The 19906-nt window shown below is 72.0% G+C and carries 17 protein-coding genes, 1 other RNA gene and 1 pseudogene; 13 read left to right on the forward strand and 6 right to left on the reverse strand.

The genetic code is table 11. The features are described from left to right. Positions 1-134: 134 nt before the first annotated feature. Positions 135-1244, forward strand: coding sequence for a PP2C family protein-serine/threonine phosphatase (locus ACGF5O_RS01140; protein WP_393807835.1), 1110 nt, complete (start codon positions 135-137; stop codon positions 1242-1244). Between the two features lie 73 nt (positions 1245-1317). Here the strand turns inward: ACGF5O_RS01140 and ACGF5O_RS01145 are convergent, their stop codons facing one another. Further along, positions 1318-1476, reverse strand: a complete 159-nt coding sequence (locus ACGF5O_RS01145; protein ID WP_393807836.1) for a hypothetical protein — start codon at positions 1474-1476, stop codon at positions 1318-1320. A gap of 96 nt (positions 1477-1572) precedes the next feature. After that, positions 1573-2787, reverse strand: coding sequence for a hypothetical protein (locus tag ACGF5O_RS01150; RefSeq protein ID WP_393807837.1), 1215 nt, complete (start codon positions 2785-2787; stop codon positions 1573-1575). A 188-nt stretch (positions 2788-2975) separates the two neighbouring features. On the opposite strand from ACGF5O_RS01150, the gene ACGF5O_RS01155 reads away from it, so the two are divergent. Genes ACGF5O_RS01155 through ACGF5O_RS01165 form a run of 3 tightly spaced genes read left to right on the forward strand, consistent with a single transcriptional unit; the run spans position 2976 to position 5813 of the window. Then, positions 2976-3815: a Nif3-like dinuclear metal center hexameric protein gene (locus tag ACGF5O_RS01155; RefSeq protein WP_393807838.1), complete on the forward strand. Its 840-nt coding sequence runs from the start codon at positions 2976-2978 to the stop codon at positions 3813-3815. Further along, positions 3812-4555, forward strand: a complete 744-nt coding sequence (locus ACGF5O_RS01160; RefSeq protein ID WP_393808385.1) for a zinc ribbon domain-containing protein — start codon at positions 3812-3814, stop codon at positions 4553-4555. The genes ACGF5O_RS01155 and ACGF5O_RS01160 overlap by 4 nt, the downstream gene beginning before the upstream one ends. A 19-nt stretch (positions 4556-4574) precedes the next feature. After that, the gene (locus tag ACGF5O_RS01165; RefSeq protein WP_393807839.1) at positions 4575-5813 is read left to right on the forward strand and encodes a bifunctional RNase H/acid phosphatase; all 1239 of its coding nucleotides are present in this window, start codon (positions 4575-4577) and stop codon (positions 5811-5813) included. Between the two features lie 25 nt (positions 5814-5838). Here the strand turns inward: ACGF5O_RS01165 and eda are convergent, their stop codons facing one another. Together eda and yaaA are read right to left on the reverse strand one after the other, a co-directional pair. After that, positions 5839-6477, reverse strand: coding sequence for a bifunctional 4-hydroxy-2-oxoglutarate aldolase/2-dehydro-3-deoxy-phosphogluconate aldolase (eda, locus tag ACGF5O_RS01170; RefSeq protein WP_393807840.1), 639 nt, complete (start codon positions 6475-6477; stop codon positions 5839-5841). Positions 6478-6598: 121 nt separating this feature from the next. Further along, the gene (gene yaaA / locus ACGF5O_RS01175) at positions 6599-7381 is read right to left on the reverse strand and encodes a peroxide stress protein YaaA (protein WP_393807841.1); all 783 of its coding nucleotides are present in this window, start codon (positions 7379-7381) and stop codon (positions 6599-6601) included. 123 nt (positions 7382-7504) lie between these two features. Here yaaA and ACGF5O_RS01180 point away from each other — a divergent pair, with 123 nt between their 5' ends. Further along, positions 7505-8941: an RNB domain-containing ribonuclease gene (locus ACGF5O_RS01180; protein WP_393807842.1), complete on the forward strand. Its 1437-nt coding sequence runs from the start codon at positions 7505-7507 to the stop codon at positions 8939-8941. Here ACGF5O_RS01180 and ACGF5O_RS01185 read toward each other — a convergent pair. Together ACGF5O_RS01185 and ACGF5O_RS01190 are read right to left on the reverse strand one after the other, a co-directional pair. Then, complete coding sequence (locus tag ACGF5O_RS01185; RefSeq protein WP_393807843.1) at positions 8928-9056, reverse strand: hypothetical protein; 129 nt, start codon at positions 9054-9056, stop codon at positions 8928-8930. The genes ACGF5O_RS01180 and ACGF5O_RS01185 overlap by 14 nt on opposite strands. Before the next feature lie 10 nt (positions 9057-9066). Continuing rightward, positions 9067-10680 (reverse strand): FAD-dependent monooxygenase, encoded by a 1614-nt coding sequence (locus tag ACGF5O_RS01190; protein ID WP_393808386.1) that lies wholly within the window; start codon positions 10678-10680, stop codon positions 9067-9069. A 62-nt stretch (positions 10681-10742) separates the two neighbouring features. Between ACGF5O_RS01190 and ACGF5O_RS01195 the strand changes: the two genes are divergently transcribed. From ACGF5O_RS01195 to ACGF5O_RS01230, 8 genes and pseudogenes are all read left to right on the forward strand, one after another. Then, on the forward strand, positions 10743-11369 hold the full coding sequence (locus ACGF5O_RS01195) for a TetR/AcrR family transcriptional regulator (protein WP_393808387.1): 627 nt from the start codon (positions 10743-10745) through the stop codon (positions 11367-11369). A gap of 88 nt (positions 11370-11457) precedes the next feature. Continuing rightward, positions 11458-11892 carry a DUF4260 family protein gene (locus tag ACGF5O_RS01200; RefSeq protein WP_393807844.1) on the forward strand — a complete coding sequence of 145 codons (435 nt, stop codon included), beginning with the start codon at positions 11458-11460 and terminating at the stop codon, positions 11890-11892. A gap of 64 nt (positions 11893-11956) precedes the next feature. Next, on the forward strand, positions 11957-12559 hold the full coding sequence (locus ACGF5O_RS01205) for a TetR/AcrR family transcriptional regulator (protein WP_393807845.1): 603 nt from the start codon (positions 11957-11959) through the stop codon (positions 12557-12559). 78 nt (positions 12560-12637) lie between these two features. After that, on the forward strand, positions 12638-13405 hold the full coding sequence (locus ACGF5O_RS01210; protein ID WP_393808388.1) for an AraC family transcriptional regulator: 768 nt from the start codon (positions 12638-12640) through the stop codon (positions 13403-13405). 79 nt (positions 13406-13484) lie between these two features. Continuing rightward, a pseudogene (locus ACGF5O_RS01215) lies at positions 13485-14207 on the forward strand (DMT family transporter); the annotation flags it as partial. Between the two features lie 115 nt (positions 14208-14322). After that, positions 14323-14729, forward strand: an RNA gene (rnpB, locus tag ACGF5O_RS01220) — RNase P RNA component class A. Positions 14730-15274: 545 nt separating this feature from the next. Beyond that, complete coding sequence (locus tag ACGF5O_RS01225) at positions 15275-16075, forward strand: serine/threonine protein kinase (protein WP_393807846.1); 801 nt, start codon at positions 15275-15277, stop codon at positions 16073-16075. Positions 16076-16122: 47 nt separating this feature from the next. Then, on the forward strand, positions 16123-19893 hold the full coding sequence (locus ACGF5O_RS01230; protein ID WP_393807847.1) for a hypothetical protein: 3771 nt from the start codon (positions 16123-16125) through the stop codon (positions 19891-19893). The last annotated feature ends 13 nt before the right edge of the window (positions 19894-19906 follow it).

Consider the following 19906-nt stretch of genomic DNA (forward strand, 5'->3'; position numbering starts at 1 on the left):
GTGCCGCGGTCTCGTGGTGCGAGCCACCACCACCTGCTCGTATCGTGAGAAGACCTCGTATCGTGAGAAGACCTCGTAGGGTGAAAAGACCTCGCGTGAAATGACGGCGAGCAGCGGGGTGAGCAAGGAAGATCATGGCTGGACCGGCGGTCGACTACGCGGCGGTGTTCCAGGCCCTTCCCGGGGCCGCGGCGCTGGTGACCCCGCAGCTGATCTTCGCCGACGTCAACGCGGAGTTCGAGCGCCTGCGGGGTCTGTCCCGTGAGCAGATGATCGGGCGCTTCCTGCCCGAGGACAACATCGAGAACGAGTCCGCCGAGCCTCTCCTGCTCAGGGTGCTGGCGTCCCTGCGGCGGGCGGCGGAGACCGGCGAGTGCAGTGTGGTGGCGCTGCAGCGCTTCGACACGGAGGACCCCGACCGGCCCGGGGTGTGGCGCGAGCGGTACTTCAACGTGACCGACATTCCCGTGTTCGGGGACGACGGGCAGGTGACGCTGCTGCTGCACCGGCTGGAGGACGTCACCGAACTCATCCGCGCCCGTGAGGTCGCGCTGACCCTGCAGGAAGCCATGCTGCCCGCCCCACGCCAGGTCGGCCGGCACCCGGCGGCCGTCCGCTACCGGCCCGCCGCCGAGGCCCTCAACGTGGCAGGAGACTGGTACGACCTGGTCGACCTGCCCGGCGACCGCATCGCCGTGGCCGTCGGTGACGTCGTCGGCCACGGTCTGCCCGCGGCCGGTGTCATGGGGCAACTGCGCAGTGCCCTCACCGCCGCCTCCCTCGTCCCCGAAGGCCCGGCCCGCGCCCTGGAGGTCCTCGGGCAGTACGCCCGCACCGTCGACGGCGCCGAGAACACCACCGTGGCCACGGCATTCGTCGACTGGGAGAGCGGCACCATCACCTACAGCAGCGCCGGCCACCCTCCACCGGCACTGCTCCAGCCGGACGGGACCGTCGAGTTCCTGGACCGGGCCACCGACCCGCCGCTGGCCGCCCGCCCCCAGCACGGCCCTCGGACCCAGGCCGTCGCGTCCTTCCGGGAGGACGCCGTCCTCGTGCTCTACACCGACGGCCTGATCGAACGCCGCGGCGAGGACATCGACAAGGGCCTAGCCCGGCTCGCCGACTCCCTGGCCCGCCACCGCGCCGCCCTGTGCGAAGCCCTCGCCGACGCCGTGCTCGCCGACCTGCTCCCACCCGGTGACGCCACCGACGACACCGCCCTGGTGATCGTGCGTCTGTGAACCCGGCCCCGGCACGGAAAAACGGGAAAGGGGCCCACCGGTCACCCGGTGGGCCCCTCCACTTACCTACTGCCTACCGTCGGGCCCCAGCCTCGGCCGGCTCCGGCTTGCGGTGCCGGCCGCTCGGGGCCGTCTCGCCGTCCTGGGCCGAGACGTGACCACGGTGCTTGCCGTGGCCGTCCGTCTCCTGGGCCTCGGCGGACAGCTGCTGGTACGTGCTGGCGTCGTTCATCGGAAGAATTCACCCCGTCAACATGATCTTTCTTACAGCGCGGCGAGTCTAACGGGCCCACCACGGGGCGAATCCAGGCGGGCACGCCGACTGCTGCTAGTTCGTTACAAGCCGTGCAAGCGGCGCCTGTTGGAGCGGCACCGGGCGGGCCACGACAGGTCCCGGAGGATCCGGTTCCGCCGGCTCCCCGGGCGTACCCGACGCCCCGGCAGCCGTGCCGTCCCGAACCGGATCCCCCGGGCCCGCGTCCCCCGGCCCCCCGTGTTCCCCCGTCTCCCCCCAGGGCACCGCCACCGCCGCCACGCCGCACGGGACCTCCCCCGTGGCATACGGCAGGCGCAGCACCCCGTCCTGCGTCCACACCCCGGCGCCCGTCAACCACCCCTCGGGCGCCGGGAGATGACACATCCTGCGCGATCTCGGCCGCCAGGCCCCCACCCAGCTGCCGAGCGGACCGTCGATCCGCAGCGCCACCCCGCAGCTCTCCGGCACCAGGACCTGCCCCGGCTGGGCGGCGAACGGCGTCACCACGCAGTCCGGGCACTCCGGCACCCGCAGGCTCTCCGGGAAGCGCACCGGCAGCGTGCTGCCGAGGACGCCCCAGCCCAACCGTTCCTGCCCGGGGCTGGGCGCGTCCGAGCCGACCAGGATCAGCCCGCTGTCCGGGTCGGCGAGCAGCAGCCGGTCGTCGCTGTCCGCCGCGATCTGCAGCAGCGGCGACACCTCCCCGCCGCGCTCCAGGTCGACCACGACCGCCTTGGTCCGCCCGCCCAGCTCCCGGTCCAGGGCCAGCATCCGCCCGGCCCGGTCCAGCCAGACCCCGCCCGCACACCGCCCCGGCACCACCGCGAGCTGCTCCGGCCCGAACGCCCCGCCCGCCACCAGCCAGACGGCGGACGAACGCGGCCCCACGGCGAGCGCGTACGCGTGCGCACCCCCCGGCGCCGGCGGCAGCAGCCGCAGCGAGGCGCCCTCGTCCGGGCACTCCACCGCGCCCAGCGGCAGCTCACCGGTGCCGGGACCGGTCGGATAGAGGAGGGCGAAGTGGTGCCGCCCGTCCACCAGGCGGTGGATGAGCACCCGCCCGTCGCCCAGCGGCTCCACCTCCGTGCCCGGCTCCTCCGGCTGGTTGCCGGGGAGCGGCACGGCGTACGGCTCGGGGCCGTCCAGGGTCCACCGCTCCGGGTAGCAGGAACCATCCTGCTGGGCCAGCCGGGCCGCGTACGCCCCGTCCACCGTGATGGTGCAGCCCGCCCCCGGCGCGCTGTCTTCCTCGTCCGCTGCCGAGGGTTCGATCGCACAGGCCGTCATCGTTCGGTCACCTCCGGCCACGAAGCTAGTTTTCGCACGCACAGGTGGGGCACCGGCTGACGGCGGCTTCACACATACGGGTGCACACTCGGCGATTCGCCTGAGGAAACGGGGACGGGTGTGCTGCGCGTCGCCTCCCGTGGGCGAGCAGGTACGGCCCCGCGGAACAGGCAGGTAGCCTTTTCCCCGTGCCCCGTCTGTCAGAAGTCATCGCCGCGCTGGACAACCTGTGGCCCGCCGAGCGGGCCGAGTCCTGGGACGCGGTCGGTACGGTCGTGGGCGACCCCGGCCAGGAGGTCACGCGGGTCCTCTTCGCCGTCGACCCGGTCCACGACATCGTCGACGAGGCCGTGAAGCTCGGCGCCGACCTGCTCGTCACCCACCACCCGCTCTACCTGCGCGGTACGACGACGGTCGCGGCGACCCACTTCAAGGGCCGCGTCGTCCACACGCTCATCAAGAACGACATCGCGCTGCACGTCGCCCACACCAACGCCGACACCGCCGACCCGGGCGTCTCCGACGCGCTCGCGGGCGCCCTGGACCTGCGGGTCGTACGGCCCCTCGTGCCGGACCCGACGGACCCGGAAGGCCGCCGGGGCCTCGGCCGCGTCTGCGAGCTGGACCACCCGGTGACCGTCCGCGAGCTCGCCGACCGGGCCGCCGCCCGCCTCCCCGCCACCGCGCAGGGCATCCGCGTCGCCGGCGACCCCGGGGCCCTCGTCCGTACGGTCGCCGTCAGCGGCGGCTCCGGCGACAGCCTCTTCGACGTCGTACGCGCCGCCGGGGTCGACGCCTTCCTCACCGCCGACCTGCGCCACCACCCGGCGTCGGAAGCGGTCGCCCACAGCCCCCTCGCGCTGCTCGACGCGGCGCACTGGGCCACCGAATGGCCCTGGTGCGAGCTGGCCGCGACCCAGCTCGACGAAATCTCCGACCGCCACGGCTGGGACCTGCGCGTGCACGTCTCCAAGACGGTCACCGACCCCTGGACCAGCCACTCACCGTCCCTTGGAGCCCCCAACTGAACGCAGCGCCCGCCGACCAGATCCGACTCCTCGACGTCCAGGCCCTGGACGTACGCCTCCAGCAGCTGGCGCACAAGCGGAAGTCGCTGCCCGAGCACGCCGAGATCGAGTCGCTGACCAAGGACCTCACCCAGCTGCGCGACCTGCTCGTGGCCGCGCAGACCGAGGAGAGCGACACCGCCCGCGAGCAGACCAAGGCCGAGCAGGACGTGGACCAGGTGCGCCAGCGCGCCGCCCGCGACCAGCAGCGCCTGGACTCCGGCGCGGTCACCTCCCCCAAGGACCTGGAGAACCTCCAGAAGGAGATCGTCTCCCTCGCCAAGCGCCAGGGCGACCTGGAGGACGTCGTCCTGGAGGTCATGGAGCGCCGCGAGTCCGCGCAGGAGCGGGTCGCCGAGCTGACCGAGCGGGTCGGCGCGGTCCAGGGCCGGATCGACGAGGCCACCGCCCGCCGGGACGCGTCCTTCGAGGGCATCGACGGCGAGGCGGCGACGGTCACGAAGGAGCGCGAGGTCATCGCGGGCTCGGTCCCGGCCGACCTGCTCAAGCTCTACGACAAGCTGCGCGAGCAGCAGGGCGGCATCGGCGCGGCCAAGCTCTACGCCCGCACCTGCCAGGGCTGCCGCCAGGAGCTCGCCATCACCGAGCTGGCCGAGATCCGCAAGGCCGCGCCGGACACCGTGGTCCGCTGCGAGAACTGCCGCCGCATCCTGGTACGCACGTCCGAGTCGGGTCTCTAGGAACACTTAAGGGGCGTACGTGGCAAGGGAGTTCATCGTCGAGGCGGACGGCGGATCCCGGGGCAACCCGGGACCCGCCGGATACGGCGCGGTGGTCGTCGACGCGGCGACCGGCGAGACGCTGACGGAGGCCGCCGAGTACCTCGGCGTCGTCTCCAACAACGTCGCCGAGTACCGCGGCCTCCTCGCGGGCCTGCGCGCCGCCCACGACCTGGACCCGACCGCCACGGTCCACGTCCGCATGGACTCCAAGCTGGTCGTCGAGCAGATGTCGGGCCGCTGGAAGATCAAGCACCCCGACATGAAGCCGCTCGCGACGGAGGCGGGCCGCGTCTTCCCCGCGGACCGGGTCACCTACGAGTGGATCCCCCGCGCCGAGAACAAACACGCCGACCGCCTGGCGAACGAGGCGATGGACGCGGGCAAGCGGGGCGAGCAGTGGTCGGCCGCGGCGTCGACGGCGGACCTGGCGGCGTCCCGAAAGGGGCGCGGGGAACTGCGCGACCAGCCCCCACGCACCGGCACTGTGACGACTGCCGAGACGCCCCGCGCCGACTCCCGCGCCGCGCGCAACGTAGCGACAGCGCCCGTACCCAAGCCCACCGTCGGCTGGGCCTCGTCGCCGGACATGGGCGCCCCCGCCACCTTCGTCCTCCTCCGCCACGGCGAAACCCCGCTCACCCCCCAGAAACGCTTCTCCGGCAGCGGCGGCACCGACCCGGAACTCTCCCCCGTCGGCCTGGAGCAAGCGCAGCGCGCCGCCGAGGCCCTCGCCCGCCGCGGCACGATCGAGACGATCCTCGCCTCCCCCCTCACCCGCACCCGGCAGACCGCCGCGGCCGTCGCCGAGCGCCTCGGCCTCGGCGTGACGATCGAGGAGGGGATCAAGGAGACGGACTTCGGCGCCTGGGAGGGCCTCACCTTCGGCGAGGTCCGCGAGCGCCATCCCGACGACCTGACGACCTGGCTGGCCGACCCGTCGGCCCACCCCACCGGCGGCGGCGAGAGCTTCGCCGAGACGGCGGCGCGCATCGCGGCCACCCGCGACAAGCTGATCGCGGCCTACGCGGGCCGCACGGTCCTGCTCGTCACGCACGTCACGCCGATCAAGACGTTCGTGCAACTCGCCCTCGGCGCCCCGCTCCAGTCCCTGTTCCGGATGGAACTGTCGGCGGCCTCGCTGTCGGCGGTGGCGTACTACGCGGACGGCAACGCGAGCGTACGGCTCTTCAACGACACGTCCCACCTGCGTCCCTGACCCCGGGCCCGGACCTGAACCCGGGCTAGGACCCCGACCCCGACCCCGACCCGAGCCCCGCCGCGGCCCGGGCCAGTTCCCGGACCCGGTCCCAGTCCCCGGCGGCGACCGCGTCCGCCGGGACCATCCAGGTGCCGCCGACGCAGCCGACGTTGGGCAGGGCGAGGTACTCCGGCGCGTTGTCCGGGCCGATCCCCCCGGTGGGGCAGAAGCGGGCCCGCGGCAGCGGACCGGCGAGCGACCTGAGGTAGGCCGTGCCGCCCGCGGCCTGCGCCGGGAAGAACTTCATCTCCCGCACGCCGCGTTCGAGCAGCGCCACCACCTCCGAGGCGGTCGACACCCCCGGCAGGTACGGCACCCCGGACGCGGCCATCGCCGCCAGCAGCCCGTCCGTCCACCCGGGGCTGACCAGGAACCGCGCCCCGGCCGCCACGCACTCCGTCACCTGCGCGGGCGTGAGGACCGTACCCGCGCCGACCACCGCGTCCGGCACCGCGGCGGCGACGGCCCGGATCGCGTCGAGCGCGGCCGGCGTCCGCAGCGTCACCTCGATGACGGGCAGCCCGCCGTCCACCAGCGCCCGCGCCATCGGCACGGCATCGGCGGCGTCCTCGATCACGACGACGGGCACGACGGGCGCGAGATCCAGCACGGAGGTGGGCATGCCGAACATCCTGCCGACGCGATGCAGAGCACGCAAAGGGCATTGCGCATGTTGCAACGAGACTGACGAGTGCGGACTGGACGCGTGCGGGACTGGACGGGCGCGGGCCCGAACGGGCGTCTCAGTGGACCTCTGTCACCAGCACGTCCAACGCCCACGGCTGCCCCGCCCTCGCGGGCGCCTCCGCCTCCACCTCGTACCCCAGCTCCCGCAACGCCTCCACCAGCTCGGCCGGACCGGCCGGCGCGATCCCGGCGGCCAGCAGACTCCGTACCATCCGCCCCTTCGTCGCCTTGTTGAAGTGGCTGACCACCTTCCGCGTCGGCGCGTGCAGCACCCGCACGGTCGCCGTCCGCCCGGCCACCTCGCCCTTCGGCTTCCACGCCGCCGCGTACGCCGCCGACCGCAGGTCCAGCACCAGCCCCGTCCCGGCCGCCTCCGGCAGCACCTCGGCCATCGGCCCGCGCCAGTGCGTGCCCAGCGCGCCAAGACCCGGCAGCTTCACCCCCATCGAGCAGCGGTACGACGGGATCCGGTCCGTCACCCGGACCGCGCCCCACAGCCCCGAGAAGACCAGCAGCGACCGCGCGGCCCGCCGCTTCGCCGCCGCGTCCAGGGAGGCCAGGTCCAGGGCGTCGTACAGCACCCCGGTGTAGATCTCCCCGGCCGGCCGCGCGCCCGCCGTCCGCAGCCCCGCGTTCTTCGCGACCTCGCCGCGCAGCCCCTCGCTCAGCCCGAGCACCCCGCGCGCCTTCTCCTCGTCGCCCGCACACAGGTCGGCCAGTTCGGCGAGCACCGCCTCGCGCGCCGCCGCGAGCCCCGGCAGGGACAGCGACTCCGGCTTCAGCGGGGCACCACGGCCCGAGGACGCCTTGCCCTCCGAGGGCGGCAGCAGGACCAGCACAGGTACTCCTCTTCACCGACGGCGCTCGTCATCAACCGCCGTCCGTCATCAACCGACGTTCATCATCAACGCTTCGCGCCAGCGTAGAGCGCCGGAGCGGTGCGATGTGACTACGCTCGTCGTATGCCCAGCCGCCACATCCGTGTCAAGGGTGCCCCCGAGGCTCCCCTCCGGGCCGCGCTCGCCGCGCTCCGGGCCGAGCTCGGCGTCCCCGAGACCTTCCGGTCCGAGGTCCTCGCGGAGGCCGAGAGCACCGCCAGGTTCCCGGCCGTGCCCGGCCACGACGCGACCGACATCCCCTTCTTCACGGTCGACCCGCCCACCGCCGAGGACCTCGACCAGGCGATGCACCTGTCCCGGCACGACGGCGGCTACCGCGTCCGGTACGCCATCGCCGACGTCGCCGCCTTCGTCGTCCCCGGCGGCGCACTGGACTCCGAGGCGCACCACCGCGTGACCACGCTCTACTTCCCGGACCAGAAGGTCCCCCTGCACCCGACGGTGCTCAGCGAGGGCGCGGCCAGCCTGCTGCCCGGCCAGACCGCCCCGGCCGTCCTGTGGACCATCGACCTCGACGGGGACGGCCGGACCGTCGCCGCCGACGTCCGCCGGGCCCTCGTCCGCAGCCGGGCCAAGCTCGACTACGCGGGCGTGCAGAAACGGATCGACGAGGGCACCGCCGAGGAGCCCGTCGCCCTGCTCAGGGAGATCGGCGAGGCCCGCGAACGCCTGGAGGTGGAGCGCGGCGGCATCTCCCTCAACGTGCCCGAGCAGGAGATCGTCGAGTACGACCACACCTACGAGCTGACCTACCGCGCCCCGCTGCCCGCCGACGCCTGGAACGCCCAGATCTCCCTGCTCACCGGCATGGCCGCCGCCGACCTGATGCTCGCCTACGGCACCGGCGTGCTGCGCACCCTCCCGACCGCCCCCGACGGCGCGGTCGCCCGCCTGCGCCGTACCGCGCACGCGCTGCGCATCGAGTGGCCGCACCACGTCTCGTACGCCGCGCTGATCCGCTCCCTGAACCCGCGCCGCCCCCGGCACGCGGCCTTCCTCCAGGAGTGCACCACGCTGCTGCGCGGCGCCGGCTACACCGTCTTCCGGGACGGTGTCCTCCCCCCGAACACCACCCACGCGGCCGTCGCCGCCCCCTACGCCCACTGCACCGCGCCCCTGCGCCGCCTGGCCGACCGCTACGCCTCGGAGCTGTGCCTGGCCGCGGCAGCCGGCGAGGAGCCGCCCGACTGGGTGCTGATGGCGCTGGACACGCTCCCGAAGCAGATGGCCGAGGGGGCGCGCCGCTCGGGCACGGTGGAGCGGGAGTGCGTCGACATCGTCGAGGCGGCCCTGCTCAAGGACCGGGTAGGGGAGGTCTTCGACGGGTGCGTGGTGGAGGTCGACGCGCGCCGGCCGACCGTGGGGAAGGTGCTGTTGCAGCAGCCCGCCGTCATAGGCCGGATCGAGGCGACCGCCCCGCTTCCGCTGGGCGAGCGGCTGCCGGTGCGGCTGGCCGAGGCGGACCCGGGGACCACGAAGGTCCGTTTCACGCCCGCGTGAGCTCCCGGGCCGCGGTGAGCTGCCGTACGAGGTCGGTGGCGTCGTCGGCGTGGAAGCGGACGACGCGCACCTCGCGTCGGCGGCCCAGCAGGCCGAAGTGCGCGCGGTGGGTCACGCGGTGATGGTCACGCGGCCACGAACCAGCGGGTAAGGGCGTCGCCGAGGTCGTCTCCCCGGTCGTTCCCGTCCGTCCCGTCCGCGGCCCAGGCGACGAACCCGTCGGGCCGGACGAGGAGACCGGTGAGCTCCGGCCGCCCCGGGCAGGCCGCGGTGACGACGTCCACCCGGTCTCCGTACCCCTCCGCGCGGGCGCGCAGCCTCGGGTCGTCGGCCAGGTCGAGGAGGACGGCACGGCCGGCGTGCAGGTGGTCGCCGAGCCGGGTGCCGTCGGAGAGCTCCAGGTCCGGGGCGCTCTGCCCGGTCAGTGGATGCTCGCCGGGCAGCTGGTAGTGCTGCCAGACACCGGAGATCTGCTTGACGAGGTACGTCGTCCCGGTCGTCGTCAGCGCCAGGCCGGTGACCACCCGGCGCAGGGCGCGGGCATGCCGGTCGGGCCGCATCACCGCGATCTGGGCACGGGTCCAGTCCAGCACCCAGGCGCCGACCGGATGCCGTTCGGCGGTGTAGCTGTCCAGGAGGGAGTCGGGCGCGAGCCCCCGTACGACGGCGGCCAGCTTCCAGCCGAGGTTCATGGCGTCGCCGAGCCCGAGGTTGAGCCCCTGCCCGCCGAACGGCGAGTGCACGTGCGCCGCGTCCCCCGCGAGCAGCACCCGGCCCTTGCGGTAACCGCTCGCCTGCCGGGCGTTGTCGGTGAACCGGGTCGAGGAGTGCACCTCGTGGACGGTCACCTCGGGCACGCCCGACACCCGGCGCAGGGCGGTCTGCAGTTCCCCGGCGGTGACCGGCGCCGAGCGATCGGCGGGTGGCCCGTCGAACTCGACGGTGAGGATCCGGCCGGGGAAGGGCCCGTTGACGTACGTCCCCACGTCGGTGGTGTTCCAGCCGACCCCGAGCCGCTCGCCGCCGCTCATCTCGACGACCGCCTGGTAACCGGTGATCTCCGGCTGGGTACCGGGGAAGTCGAACCCGGCGAGCTTGCGGACGGTGCTCCGGCCGCCGTCGCATCCGACCAGCCAGCCGGCCCGGACGGTGTCGCCGCCGTCGAGGTGTACGGCCACCCCGTCGGCCACTCCGTCGCCGTCGGCGTCGAAGCCGGTCAGCTCCACGCCCCGGCGGACCTCGACGCCGAGGCGCTCGGCGCGGGCGCCCAGGATCCGCTCCAGCTCCACCTGCGGGACACCGAGGCCGACGCCGTCGGCGGGGCCGATGTCGGCGAACGCCGGGTCGGAGTCGTCGAACAGGTCGCCGCGCATCATGATCCCGGCGAAGTGCCCGGCGAACTTCGGGGGAGTCCGGGGCGCGTCGGCCCCCTGTTCCCGCTTCTGGTCCCCGAGGAAGGCCCGCATCCGCCACCGGTTCCGCTCCCAGGCCGCCGCCAGGTCGGGCAGCAGCCCGCGCCGGTAGAGGCTCACGGCGCCGGCCGTGTTGATCCCGCCGGCCTTGATGGTCTCGTCCACCTCGGCCAGCCGCTCCACGACCAGCACGGTCGCGCCGCCGAGCCGCAGCTCACCGGCGAGGAAGAGCCCGACGGGCCCGCCGCCGGCCACCACCACGTCGAAGTCCGTCCCGTTCTGGACGCTCTTGTCGTTGTCGTTCTTGCTGGTGTCTGTAGTCGCCATGCTTTCGCTCATGACTTCACTGTAGTCACTAAAAGTTTCGAGCGGCTATAGTTTTCCTTGTGATCGATGAAAACAGGCCGGGCGGGCCGGGGGAGTCCCTGCGGGAGCGAAAGAAGCGGGAGACGCGGCAGCGGATCTCCAACGTCGCGACGGTGATGTTCCGGGAGCACGGCTTCGACCGGGTGACGGTCGCGGAGGTCGCGCGGGCGGCCGGGGTGTCGGCGATGACCGTGTTCAACTACTTCCCGCGCAAGGAGGACCTCTTCCTCGACCGCATCCCGGAGGCCGTCGCGGCCTTCGCCGGTGCGGTACGGGACCGCGCGCCCGGCGAGGCCCCGCTGGCGGCGCTGCGCCGCCTGGCCTTCCGGTTCATCGACGCGCGGCATCCGCTGGGCGGGGTGGGCGAGAACTTCGGGGGCTTCTGGCCGGTCGTCGCCGACTCGCCGGCGCTGCGTGCCCGTGCCCGTGAGGCGGTCGAGGAGGTGGAGCGGGCGCTGGCCGGAGCGCTCGCCGAGGCCGGGCTGGCCGACCCGGAACTGGCGGCGGCCGTGACCGTGGCCGCGTACCGATCGGTGTGCGTCACCTCCGTGCGCCGTCAGCTCGCGGGCGACCCGTTCGCGGAGATCGTCGCGGACCACCGGGAGCGGATGGCGGCGGCGTTCGACGCGCTGGAGCGGATGGCGGGGTAGTCCGGCAGTCGCCTCCCTTGACGGCTAACGCCGTTAGCCATACGGTTATGGCTAACGGCGTTGGCTGAATTGCCCCCTGGAGGCAGCCATGACCAGCACCAGCACCAGCACCACGAACGTCACCCCCGCCCTCCGCACCGCCACCATCACGGTGGCCCGCCGCACGGCCTGGCTGGCCGCTGCCCTGTTCTGGACGGCGTTCGCGATCCTGGAGGGTGTGAACCACGGCTGGCTCGCCGGCGCCCTGGCCCTGCTCTTCCTGGTCCTCCCGGACCTCACCTTCCTGGTCGCCCTCGACGAGGCGCCCCGGATGGCGAAGGGGCAGCTGGCGCCGCGCGCCGTGCCGTACTACAACGCGATGCACCGGGCGCTGGTGCCGCTGACGCTGCTGGTGGCGTACGCCTTCGGGCCGTTCGCCTGGCCCCCGGCCTTCGCCGCGCTGTGCGGCTGGCTGGCCCACATCTCGTACGATCGCGCCTTCGGATACGGACTGCGGACGAAGGAAGGCTTCCAGCGTGGCTGACGGGACTGACGGGACTGACGGGACTGACGGGACTGACGGGACTGACGGGACTGGCGGGACTGACATGACCGACGTGGCCGACGCGCCCGCCCCGACCGACGTGGCCGACCGGCTGACGCCGAGGGCGCGGGAGATCGTGGCGGCGGCCCGGGAGCTGCTGGAGGAGTCCGGCCCCGCCCTGCTCACCATGCGCACCCTCGCCGACCGCCTCGGCATCAAGGCACCGTCGCTCTACAAGCACTTCCCCGACAAGCACGCGGTGGAGGTCGAACTCACCGCGCTGATGCTGGAGGAGTCGGCGGCGGCCCTGGAGTCGGCGGCGGCCCTGGAGTCGGCGGAGTCGGCAGGGGTGGCGGAGTCGGCGGAGTCCCGCACCCCCGGCTCCCTGGAGGCCCTGGCCCAGGCCTACCGCGCCTACGCCCTCGCCCACCCCCACCTCTACTGCCTGGCCACGGAACGCCCCCTGCCCCGCACCCTCCTGCCGGCGGGCCTGGAGGACAGGGCCGCCCTCCCGCTCCTGCGGGCCTGCGGCGGCGACCGGGATCTGGCCCGCGCCACCTGGGCGTTCGCGCACGGCATGGTCGTCCTGGAGATCCACGGCCGCTTCCCGGAGGACGCCGACCTGGACGCGGCATGGAAACGGGGCCTGAAGTCGTTGCACCCTTAGCGCGAGGGGGTGCCGAAGGTGGCTGAAGACGCACGGTGGACAAGAGCACGGCTGGGTCGCTGCGGCCCGCCGCTCGACATGCTGACGGCCCGCTTCGACAAGCACGTGTACGCCCCGCACACGCACGCCGAGTTCTCGATCGGGGTGTGCGTCGGCGGCTCCGAGGTGATCGCCTACCGGGGCGGCCGCATCCACACCGGCCCCGGTTCGATCATCGTCCTGGCCCCCGGCGAGATGCACACCGGCGGCCCGGCCACCCCGACCGACGGCTACGCCTACCGCGCCCTGTACGCGGACCCGGCCCTGCTGGCGGACGGCACGCTGGACGCCGTACCGCACTTCCGGGACCCGGTCGTCGACGACCCGGAACTGACCGCGGCCATCCGCCAGGCCCACACCGACCTGGCCGCCTGCCCGGACCCGCTGGAGGCCGAGAACCGCCTCCCCTGGCTGCTGACGGCGCTCTCCCGCCGCCACTCCACGGCGCGGCCGGCGCGGGACGGGATCCCCGGCGCCCACGGCCTGTCCCTCCTCGTCCGGGACCGCCTCGCCGACGAACTCACCGCCCCGCCCGCCCTCGCCGACCTCGCGGCCGACCTCGGCCTCTCCCGCTACCAACTCCTCCGCGCCTTCCGTACGACGATGGGCGTCCCGCCGTACGCCTGGCTGGCCCAGTACCGGGTGACCCGGGCCCGCGCCCTCCTGGACTCGGGCCTGCGCCCCGCGCAGGCCGCCACACTCGTGGGCTTCGCGGACCAGGCCCACATGACCCGCTGGTTCCGCCGGGTGCTGGGGGTGACCCCGGCGGCCTACCGCAACAGCGTTCAAGACGCCGAACGGTACTGACACCGATGCTTGGCGCATGACTGCACGCGGCTGGTTCCTGTTCTCCCTCATGGGAGTGATCTGGGGCATCCCCTATCTGATGATCAAGGTGGCGGTGGACGAGGTGTCCCCGTCGACGGTGGTGTTCGCGCGGTGCGCGGTGGGCGCCCTGCTCCTCCTCCCGCTGGCGATTCGCCAGGGCGGCCTGCCGGGTGTGCTCCGCGCCCACTGGCGGCCGATGCTGGCCTTCGCGTGCATCGAGATCATGGGCCCCTGGTTCACCCTCACGGACGCCGAACGCCACCTCTCCAGCTCCACGGCCGGCCTGCTGATAGCGGGCGTACCGATCGTCGGCGTGGTGGCGGCACGCTACTTCGGCGGCGAACGCGAACACCTGGGCGTACGCCGGATCGCCGGCCTCCTGATCGGCCTCGCCGGCGTCGGCGTCCTGACCGTCCCCCACCTCACCGGCGGAGACGCCCGCTCCCTCGCCGAGGTCCTCCTCACGGTCATCGGCTACGCGACGGCCCCCCTGATAGCGGCCCGCCGCCTGAAGGACGTCCCGACGCTTCAGCTCATAGCCCCCTGCCTGACCCTGGCGGCCCTGGTCTACGCCCCCGCGGCGGCCGCGACCTGGCCCTCCTCCGTCCCCTCCACGAACGCCCTGCTCTCCCTCCTGGCCCTGGGCGTCCTCTGCACGGCGGTGGCCTTCGTGGCCTTCCTGGAACTGATCAAGGAGATCGGCCCGACCCGCTCGACCGTGATCACGTACGTCAACCCGGCGGTCGCGGTGGCGGCGGGCGCCCTCTTCCTGGGCGAGAGCTTCACCCCGACCATCGCCGTCTCCTTCGCGCTGATCCTCACCGGCTCGGTGCTGGCGACCCTGGCCTCGGCACCGAAGGGGCCCGCCCGCCCGGTAACATGGTCGACACGGCAGACGAGCCGGGCGGACGGCCGCGTGGAGTCCCCTTGACGGGGGGCTTCCCGAGGAACGTCCGGGCTCCACAGGGCAGGGTGGTGGCTAACGGCCACCCGAGGCGACTCGCGGGACAGTGCCACAGAAAGCAAACCGCCGGGGACCTCGGTCCTCGGTAAGGGTGAAACGGTGGTGTAAGAGACCACCAGTGCCCAGGGCGACCTGGGCAGCTAGGTAAACCCCACCCGGAGCAAGGTCAAGAGGGGCGCCGTAAAAAGCGCCCTGCGCGGACGTTCGAGGGCTGCCCGCCCAAGTCCGCGGGTAGACCGCACGAGGCCGGTGGCAACACCGGCCCTAGATGGATGGCCGTCACCCCGACTCCCGCGAGGGACCGGGGCACAGAACCCGGCGTACAGCCCGACTCGTCTGCCGCCACCTGCTGCTTTTCCCGGGAAAGGGCCTCTGATCTGGGACGGAGGCCCTTTCCGGTCTTTCGGGGGTTTGCCGCGTTAGGCGGCGGAAAGTCCCTCGGAAGTCCCTCAGACAGAGCTGAAAGTCCCTGAAAAGTCCCTGGAGTGGAGTGTGGGGACGAGTGGGGCTCCTGAGCTGGCCGTTCGCGACATCGGGGGCGCTGTCCGGCCGCCCTGAGTTCCTGCTCCTCCGCCATGCATGCACTGCTGTGCCAACTGCCACGCCGCCGGCTGCATGACCTATTGATCAGAAACACATGGGGTTCTCGTCCGCGCCGACCCCCGACATGGTCAGTGGGCGGCAATCACCGGTCGACCCCGGACAGCACCAGCCTTCCCCTCTGCGGTGGTTGGGCCGCCGGGGCTCGGTACCGGGTCTCCGGTGGCCGATCCGTCCGGCGCCGGAGGCTCCGGAAAGGGCTCTGAACTGGTGTTTCGCTGGGTTCTGAGAATGGTCTCCGGAGTTTCCCCGGCGGGCCGGGCGGGTGCGGAAAAGTCACCGGCATGGTGAACTCCCAGGGCTCCGAGGAGCCGACTGAACCGCAAAACACGCCGACCCCGGTGGGCCCCGTACCGCTGAAGACGACGGATCCCACCTCCGTCGGCGGCTTCGAACTCCTCGGCCGCATCGGTGCCGGTCGCCAGGCCGTCGTGTACCTCGGCAGGAACAACCGCGGCGAGAGTGCCGCAGTCAAGGTGCTGCGCGCCGAGAGGCGCCACGACCGCAGGTCGCTCGAGGCATTCGAGCGTGAGGTCGAGACGCTGAGGCTGGCCCCCGACTCACTCAGCCCCAGGCTGTACAGCGCGGGCTGGGACGGCGAACACCGATACACCAGCAGCGAATACCTGACTGGGCCGTCCCTGGAGGAGCTGATCCGGGCCGACGGCCCTCTGAACGGCGCCGACCTACGGCAGTTCGCGGTGAGCATCAGTCAGTTGGTGGTCGAACTGCACCGGCTACGGATCCACCACGGCGACATCAAGCCGCGCCATGTACTCACCGGCCCCGGCGGGCGGCTCTTCCTGATCGACTTCGGAGTGGCCGCGATCGGGGACGGCTCGCTGCGACGCCGTGACCTGTTCAGCCTGGCTTCCGTGATCCTCTACGCGGCAGGCGGGCGTTTCCCGTACGAGGGCACGCCACTGGAGATCTCGACGCGGACGATGGGTGGCCGGCCGGAGGTAGGGGTGCTGCCGAAGCCCTGGCGGGACACGCTGCGCAAATGCCTGGAGCCCAATCGGCGGTTCTGCCCGAGTGCAGCGGGTGTACTCAGGACAGTCGGCCGGTACGGGAGTTGGGCGTAACGTGGATCGCAGACGCTTGTCGGAACATCCGGGGAGGGAACCGGTTCGTGGCGGAACCTGAACCGGCGGAGGGCGACCTCGGCCGTCTGTGCGAAGAACTGGGACGTCTGCTGAAGGACGCGGGGCTGAAGCAGTCCGATGCCATCCGACTCGTCGAGCAGTTCGTCGAGAAGAGCCAATTGCACCCTGCGGCAAAGCTCGGGAGAACACAGATCTCCACGATTCTGCGGAAGCGTGTCGCGAAAGCCCCGTCCTTCGAAGTTGTGCGCGGTCTGCTGAAGGCCTGCGTTGGCACGGGCCGGATCTCAGGGGTCAGGGGCTCCGAGGCATACTGGAAGGACCTGCACGACCGGGCGGATGCCAAGAGGAACACCCGGTCGGCCAAGGCCGCGCCGGAACTGCCGAGGGTACTGGCGTCCGACCGGGCGGGCCTGGACGCCCAGCGATTCACACCGGTACTCCGAGCCGAGTTGCTCGACACCGCGTTGCGAAAGCGGGACGCACAGAGCGGAGACGGGTCCGGCGGGATCAATGCCGACGGACAGCGAGTGGTACTGGCACTGACCGGTGACGGCGGTATCGGCAAGAGCGTGCTGCTCGGGCAACTGTTGCAGCAGTTGGAGACCGAGAAGGGCGCTGTGGCACTGCTGTCCTGCGCGCAGCTACCGAAGGACACCCTGTGCCAGGGGTTCGAGAGCGCCGACCGGGCGATCGGCGAGGCCGTGCGGCCCGGTGGTGGGAAGGGGATCATCGACCTCCTCACCCGGCTGCGCGCGGCGTACGGCACGGTCACACTGCTCGTCGACACTCTCGACCTGGTCCTCGACGCCCGGACGCTTCCGGGGCTTTCGTCGGTGCTCGGCGCGGCACTGGAAATCGGCCACGTCGTCCTGACCTGCCGCGACCTTGAGTACCGCGGGCATCTGCGGTACCCCGGTCAGAGCGCGCCCCGCCTGGCCGGCCGACTGGTCGAGAATCCGATGCCGATGCTCTCGGAGACCGAGATCGTCGACTGGGCACAACACCACCTGTTGCGGGGCGCCGCGGGAGCCAGCGGGCTGACTCCGTCCGATGTGGAGTTCCTCAGTGTCCTCCGGGGGCGAGTCGCCGTGCCTGGCGCGCTGCGCCGAATCTGCGCACTGCCCGTGCGGCTGGCGATGGCCTGCGAGGTCTACGCGAACAAAGGCCACATTCCGGAGGACCTGACGACCAATCAGCTCCTCGCGGACTACTGGCAGGCCAGGGTACGGACCAGTGGAGGCCTGCCGGCACCCCACAAGGAACAGTGGGTCTACGCTCTCGCCGAGCTGCTGCTGACCCCGGAAGGCGTGCTGCGCGTCCAGGTGCCCAAGGGGGAGCTGGACAGGGCGATCAACGAGAACAAGGCACTTGCCGAGGGGATGGGGCAGGCCATCAGCGAAGGCCTGGTCCTCGACGGCGAAACCTACTGGGAATTCTTCCACCAGAGCTTCGGCGAGTACGCGCACTCGCGCTGGCTGCTCAGGCAGGGAACACACAGCGCCGCCATCGCCCGACTGCTACGGGCGCTCGGCTCCGGGCACAGCAACCTGTGGCCGCTCACGACCTCTCTGCTATCCCAGGCGACGCTGTACGACGACTACCGGGACCTGGCAGCACGTGTCCCGGCCGACACGACAGAGGCGGCCAGGACGCAGGTCGTGTCCTCTCTGGGGCGCGTCGAGGAGGACGCCCTCACCGATGCGCTGAAGCGGGTCCGTGCCGACCCGACCCTGATGCGCAGCGTGGCCCTGGACCTCGGCGACGCCCCGGCCCGGCATCTGGGCGCCGCGCACGAAGCACTGGTCGCAGCAGTCGGCGACCATCCGGCCGAGCTTGTCGGGCCTGTGGCCAACGCACTGGCGAGACTGCTGGCCCGTACGCCGGCGGAGGAGCTGCCGACCCGCCTGGGGGAAGGCCTGACGGCGGTCTGCGCCGCGCGCCGGCACCTCGATCCGGCCGATCAGGTGGTCTGGCAGAACCATCCGCACCGCCTGCTGACCGCGCTCCCGGGCGTCGTGGACCAGGACCTCGAACTCGACCTGGCCCCGGACCCGACTCGGAAGAACCGGAAGAAGGTGCCGGAGGAGGTACTCACCGTCCTGCGCGAGACCTATCCGGGCCTGGGCGACCTCGCACGCCGGACGGCGATCCTCGTGCATCTTCGTGACCCGGGGCTGGAGGACCAGACGGCGGAATTCGCGCGTTGTGTCCTCGCGGTCCCCTGCCCGCCCTCGCTCAGCAACGACGACGCCGTACGCACCATGCGGCTGTTCTGGGAGTGCCCGACGGTACGGAGGGAGCGGGGCTGGACCACCTGGCGGCAACTGCTGGCCGCAAAGCTCCCCAAGAACTGGGACAACGCCCAGATCAAGCTGGTGGCCCGGCTCGGTGCGACGGATCTGGATGTCCGTGCGGGCGTGGTGAGCGACATCCTCGAACGCCGCGGGGAGATTACCCGGCACGTCAACGTCCTCAACCAATTGGCAGCGGATCACGCCGATTGGCTCGCGGGACAGTTGCTGGCACTGGGCTTCGAGGACCCCCGTCGCACCGCGAACCTGTCCTCCGTCGCCTACTGCCTGCAGAACACGGCGCTCCCGCTGGCAACCCGGTTGCGCGTGCTCAGAGCCCTGGACGCCGCCCGCGAGGCCGCCCCCAGGAACGTGTGGCCGGCCCAGGTCGTGTTGGCGGGCGACCTGGTCGAGGAGCACCTGCGGATCTTGAAGGACCTCAAGACGGTGAGGGTGAAGCCGCATGTAGTGCGCAGCATGCTGAAGTCATGGGTGAACAGTGGCTCCACGACGGTGCTGGCCGCCGTCGCGGACCGACTCCGTGAGCTAGACACCGGTCTGAGCGATACGAACGGCCGTAACAGCGAGAGCCTTAAGACCCGGGCTCGGCTGGAGAGCCGGCTCGCGCATCAGGACAAGAAGGCACGCGCGTGGCTGTCGGCCGCCGTATTGGAGGGCGAGAGCCAAACAGTGGCGGGTACGGCGGTCAAGATCATTCAGGAGCTTGAGGACCTGCCGTGGGACGAACTGACGCCTTGGCTGTGCGAACTGTTCCGCAGCCCGCACACCGACGCGGTCATGCGGTTGACGCAGATCTTTCTGGACCGGTCCCGCGTCGTCGACGCCGTCTTCACCCAGCATGCGAGGCCGCTACTCGGGACGGCAACCGCCCGTATGCGGCAGGCGGTCGCGACCGACGAGGACCCCAACCTCATCAGAAGCCTCCTGAAACTGATCATCCGCGTAAACGAGCACGCGACGCTCGGGCGGGACGAGGTGATGGAGGTGTACGCCATCACCCGGAGTCGTCTGCCGGACGCGCAGCCAAAGGAGGGGGGATCGTCCACGCTCTCGGCATCAACCGCACCGTCCGCGGAGCGTGAACGGCGGCGGGAGCAGAGGGGCTGGTACTCAGCCGCTCTCCAGGACGTCTCCACCATGTGTGGGGCCCTCCTCGGTACCAGGCTCAGCCGTGCGGAAATCCGTGGGCTGCTGACCGAACTGCTAACCCCGATGCCATCCCAGATCATGGGCAGCACGGTTCGCAACACAGCCGCGACCCTGCTCAAGGGGGTCTGCCACCGTGACCCGGAGGGACTGCACTGGCTGGACGGCCTCTTCGTGCGTACGGACCTCACGCCCGGCATCAAGTACGCGATCGCCAAGGCGGTCCTGAACATCGACGGCAAGCGGCGCGAGGGCAGGGCAGCAGGGCTGCTAGCGCTGCCCGGCTGTCCGAGCGAAGTCGCCGACTACATCCGCGACGAACTGCGCCACTGCGATTAGCGGTGCGCCTTCG

Source organism: Streptomyces sp. NPDC048291, assembly GCF_043201715.1.
Lineage (GTDB): Bacteria > Actinomycetota > Actinomycetes > Streptomycetales > Streptomycetaceae > Streptomyces.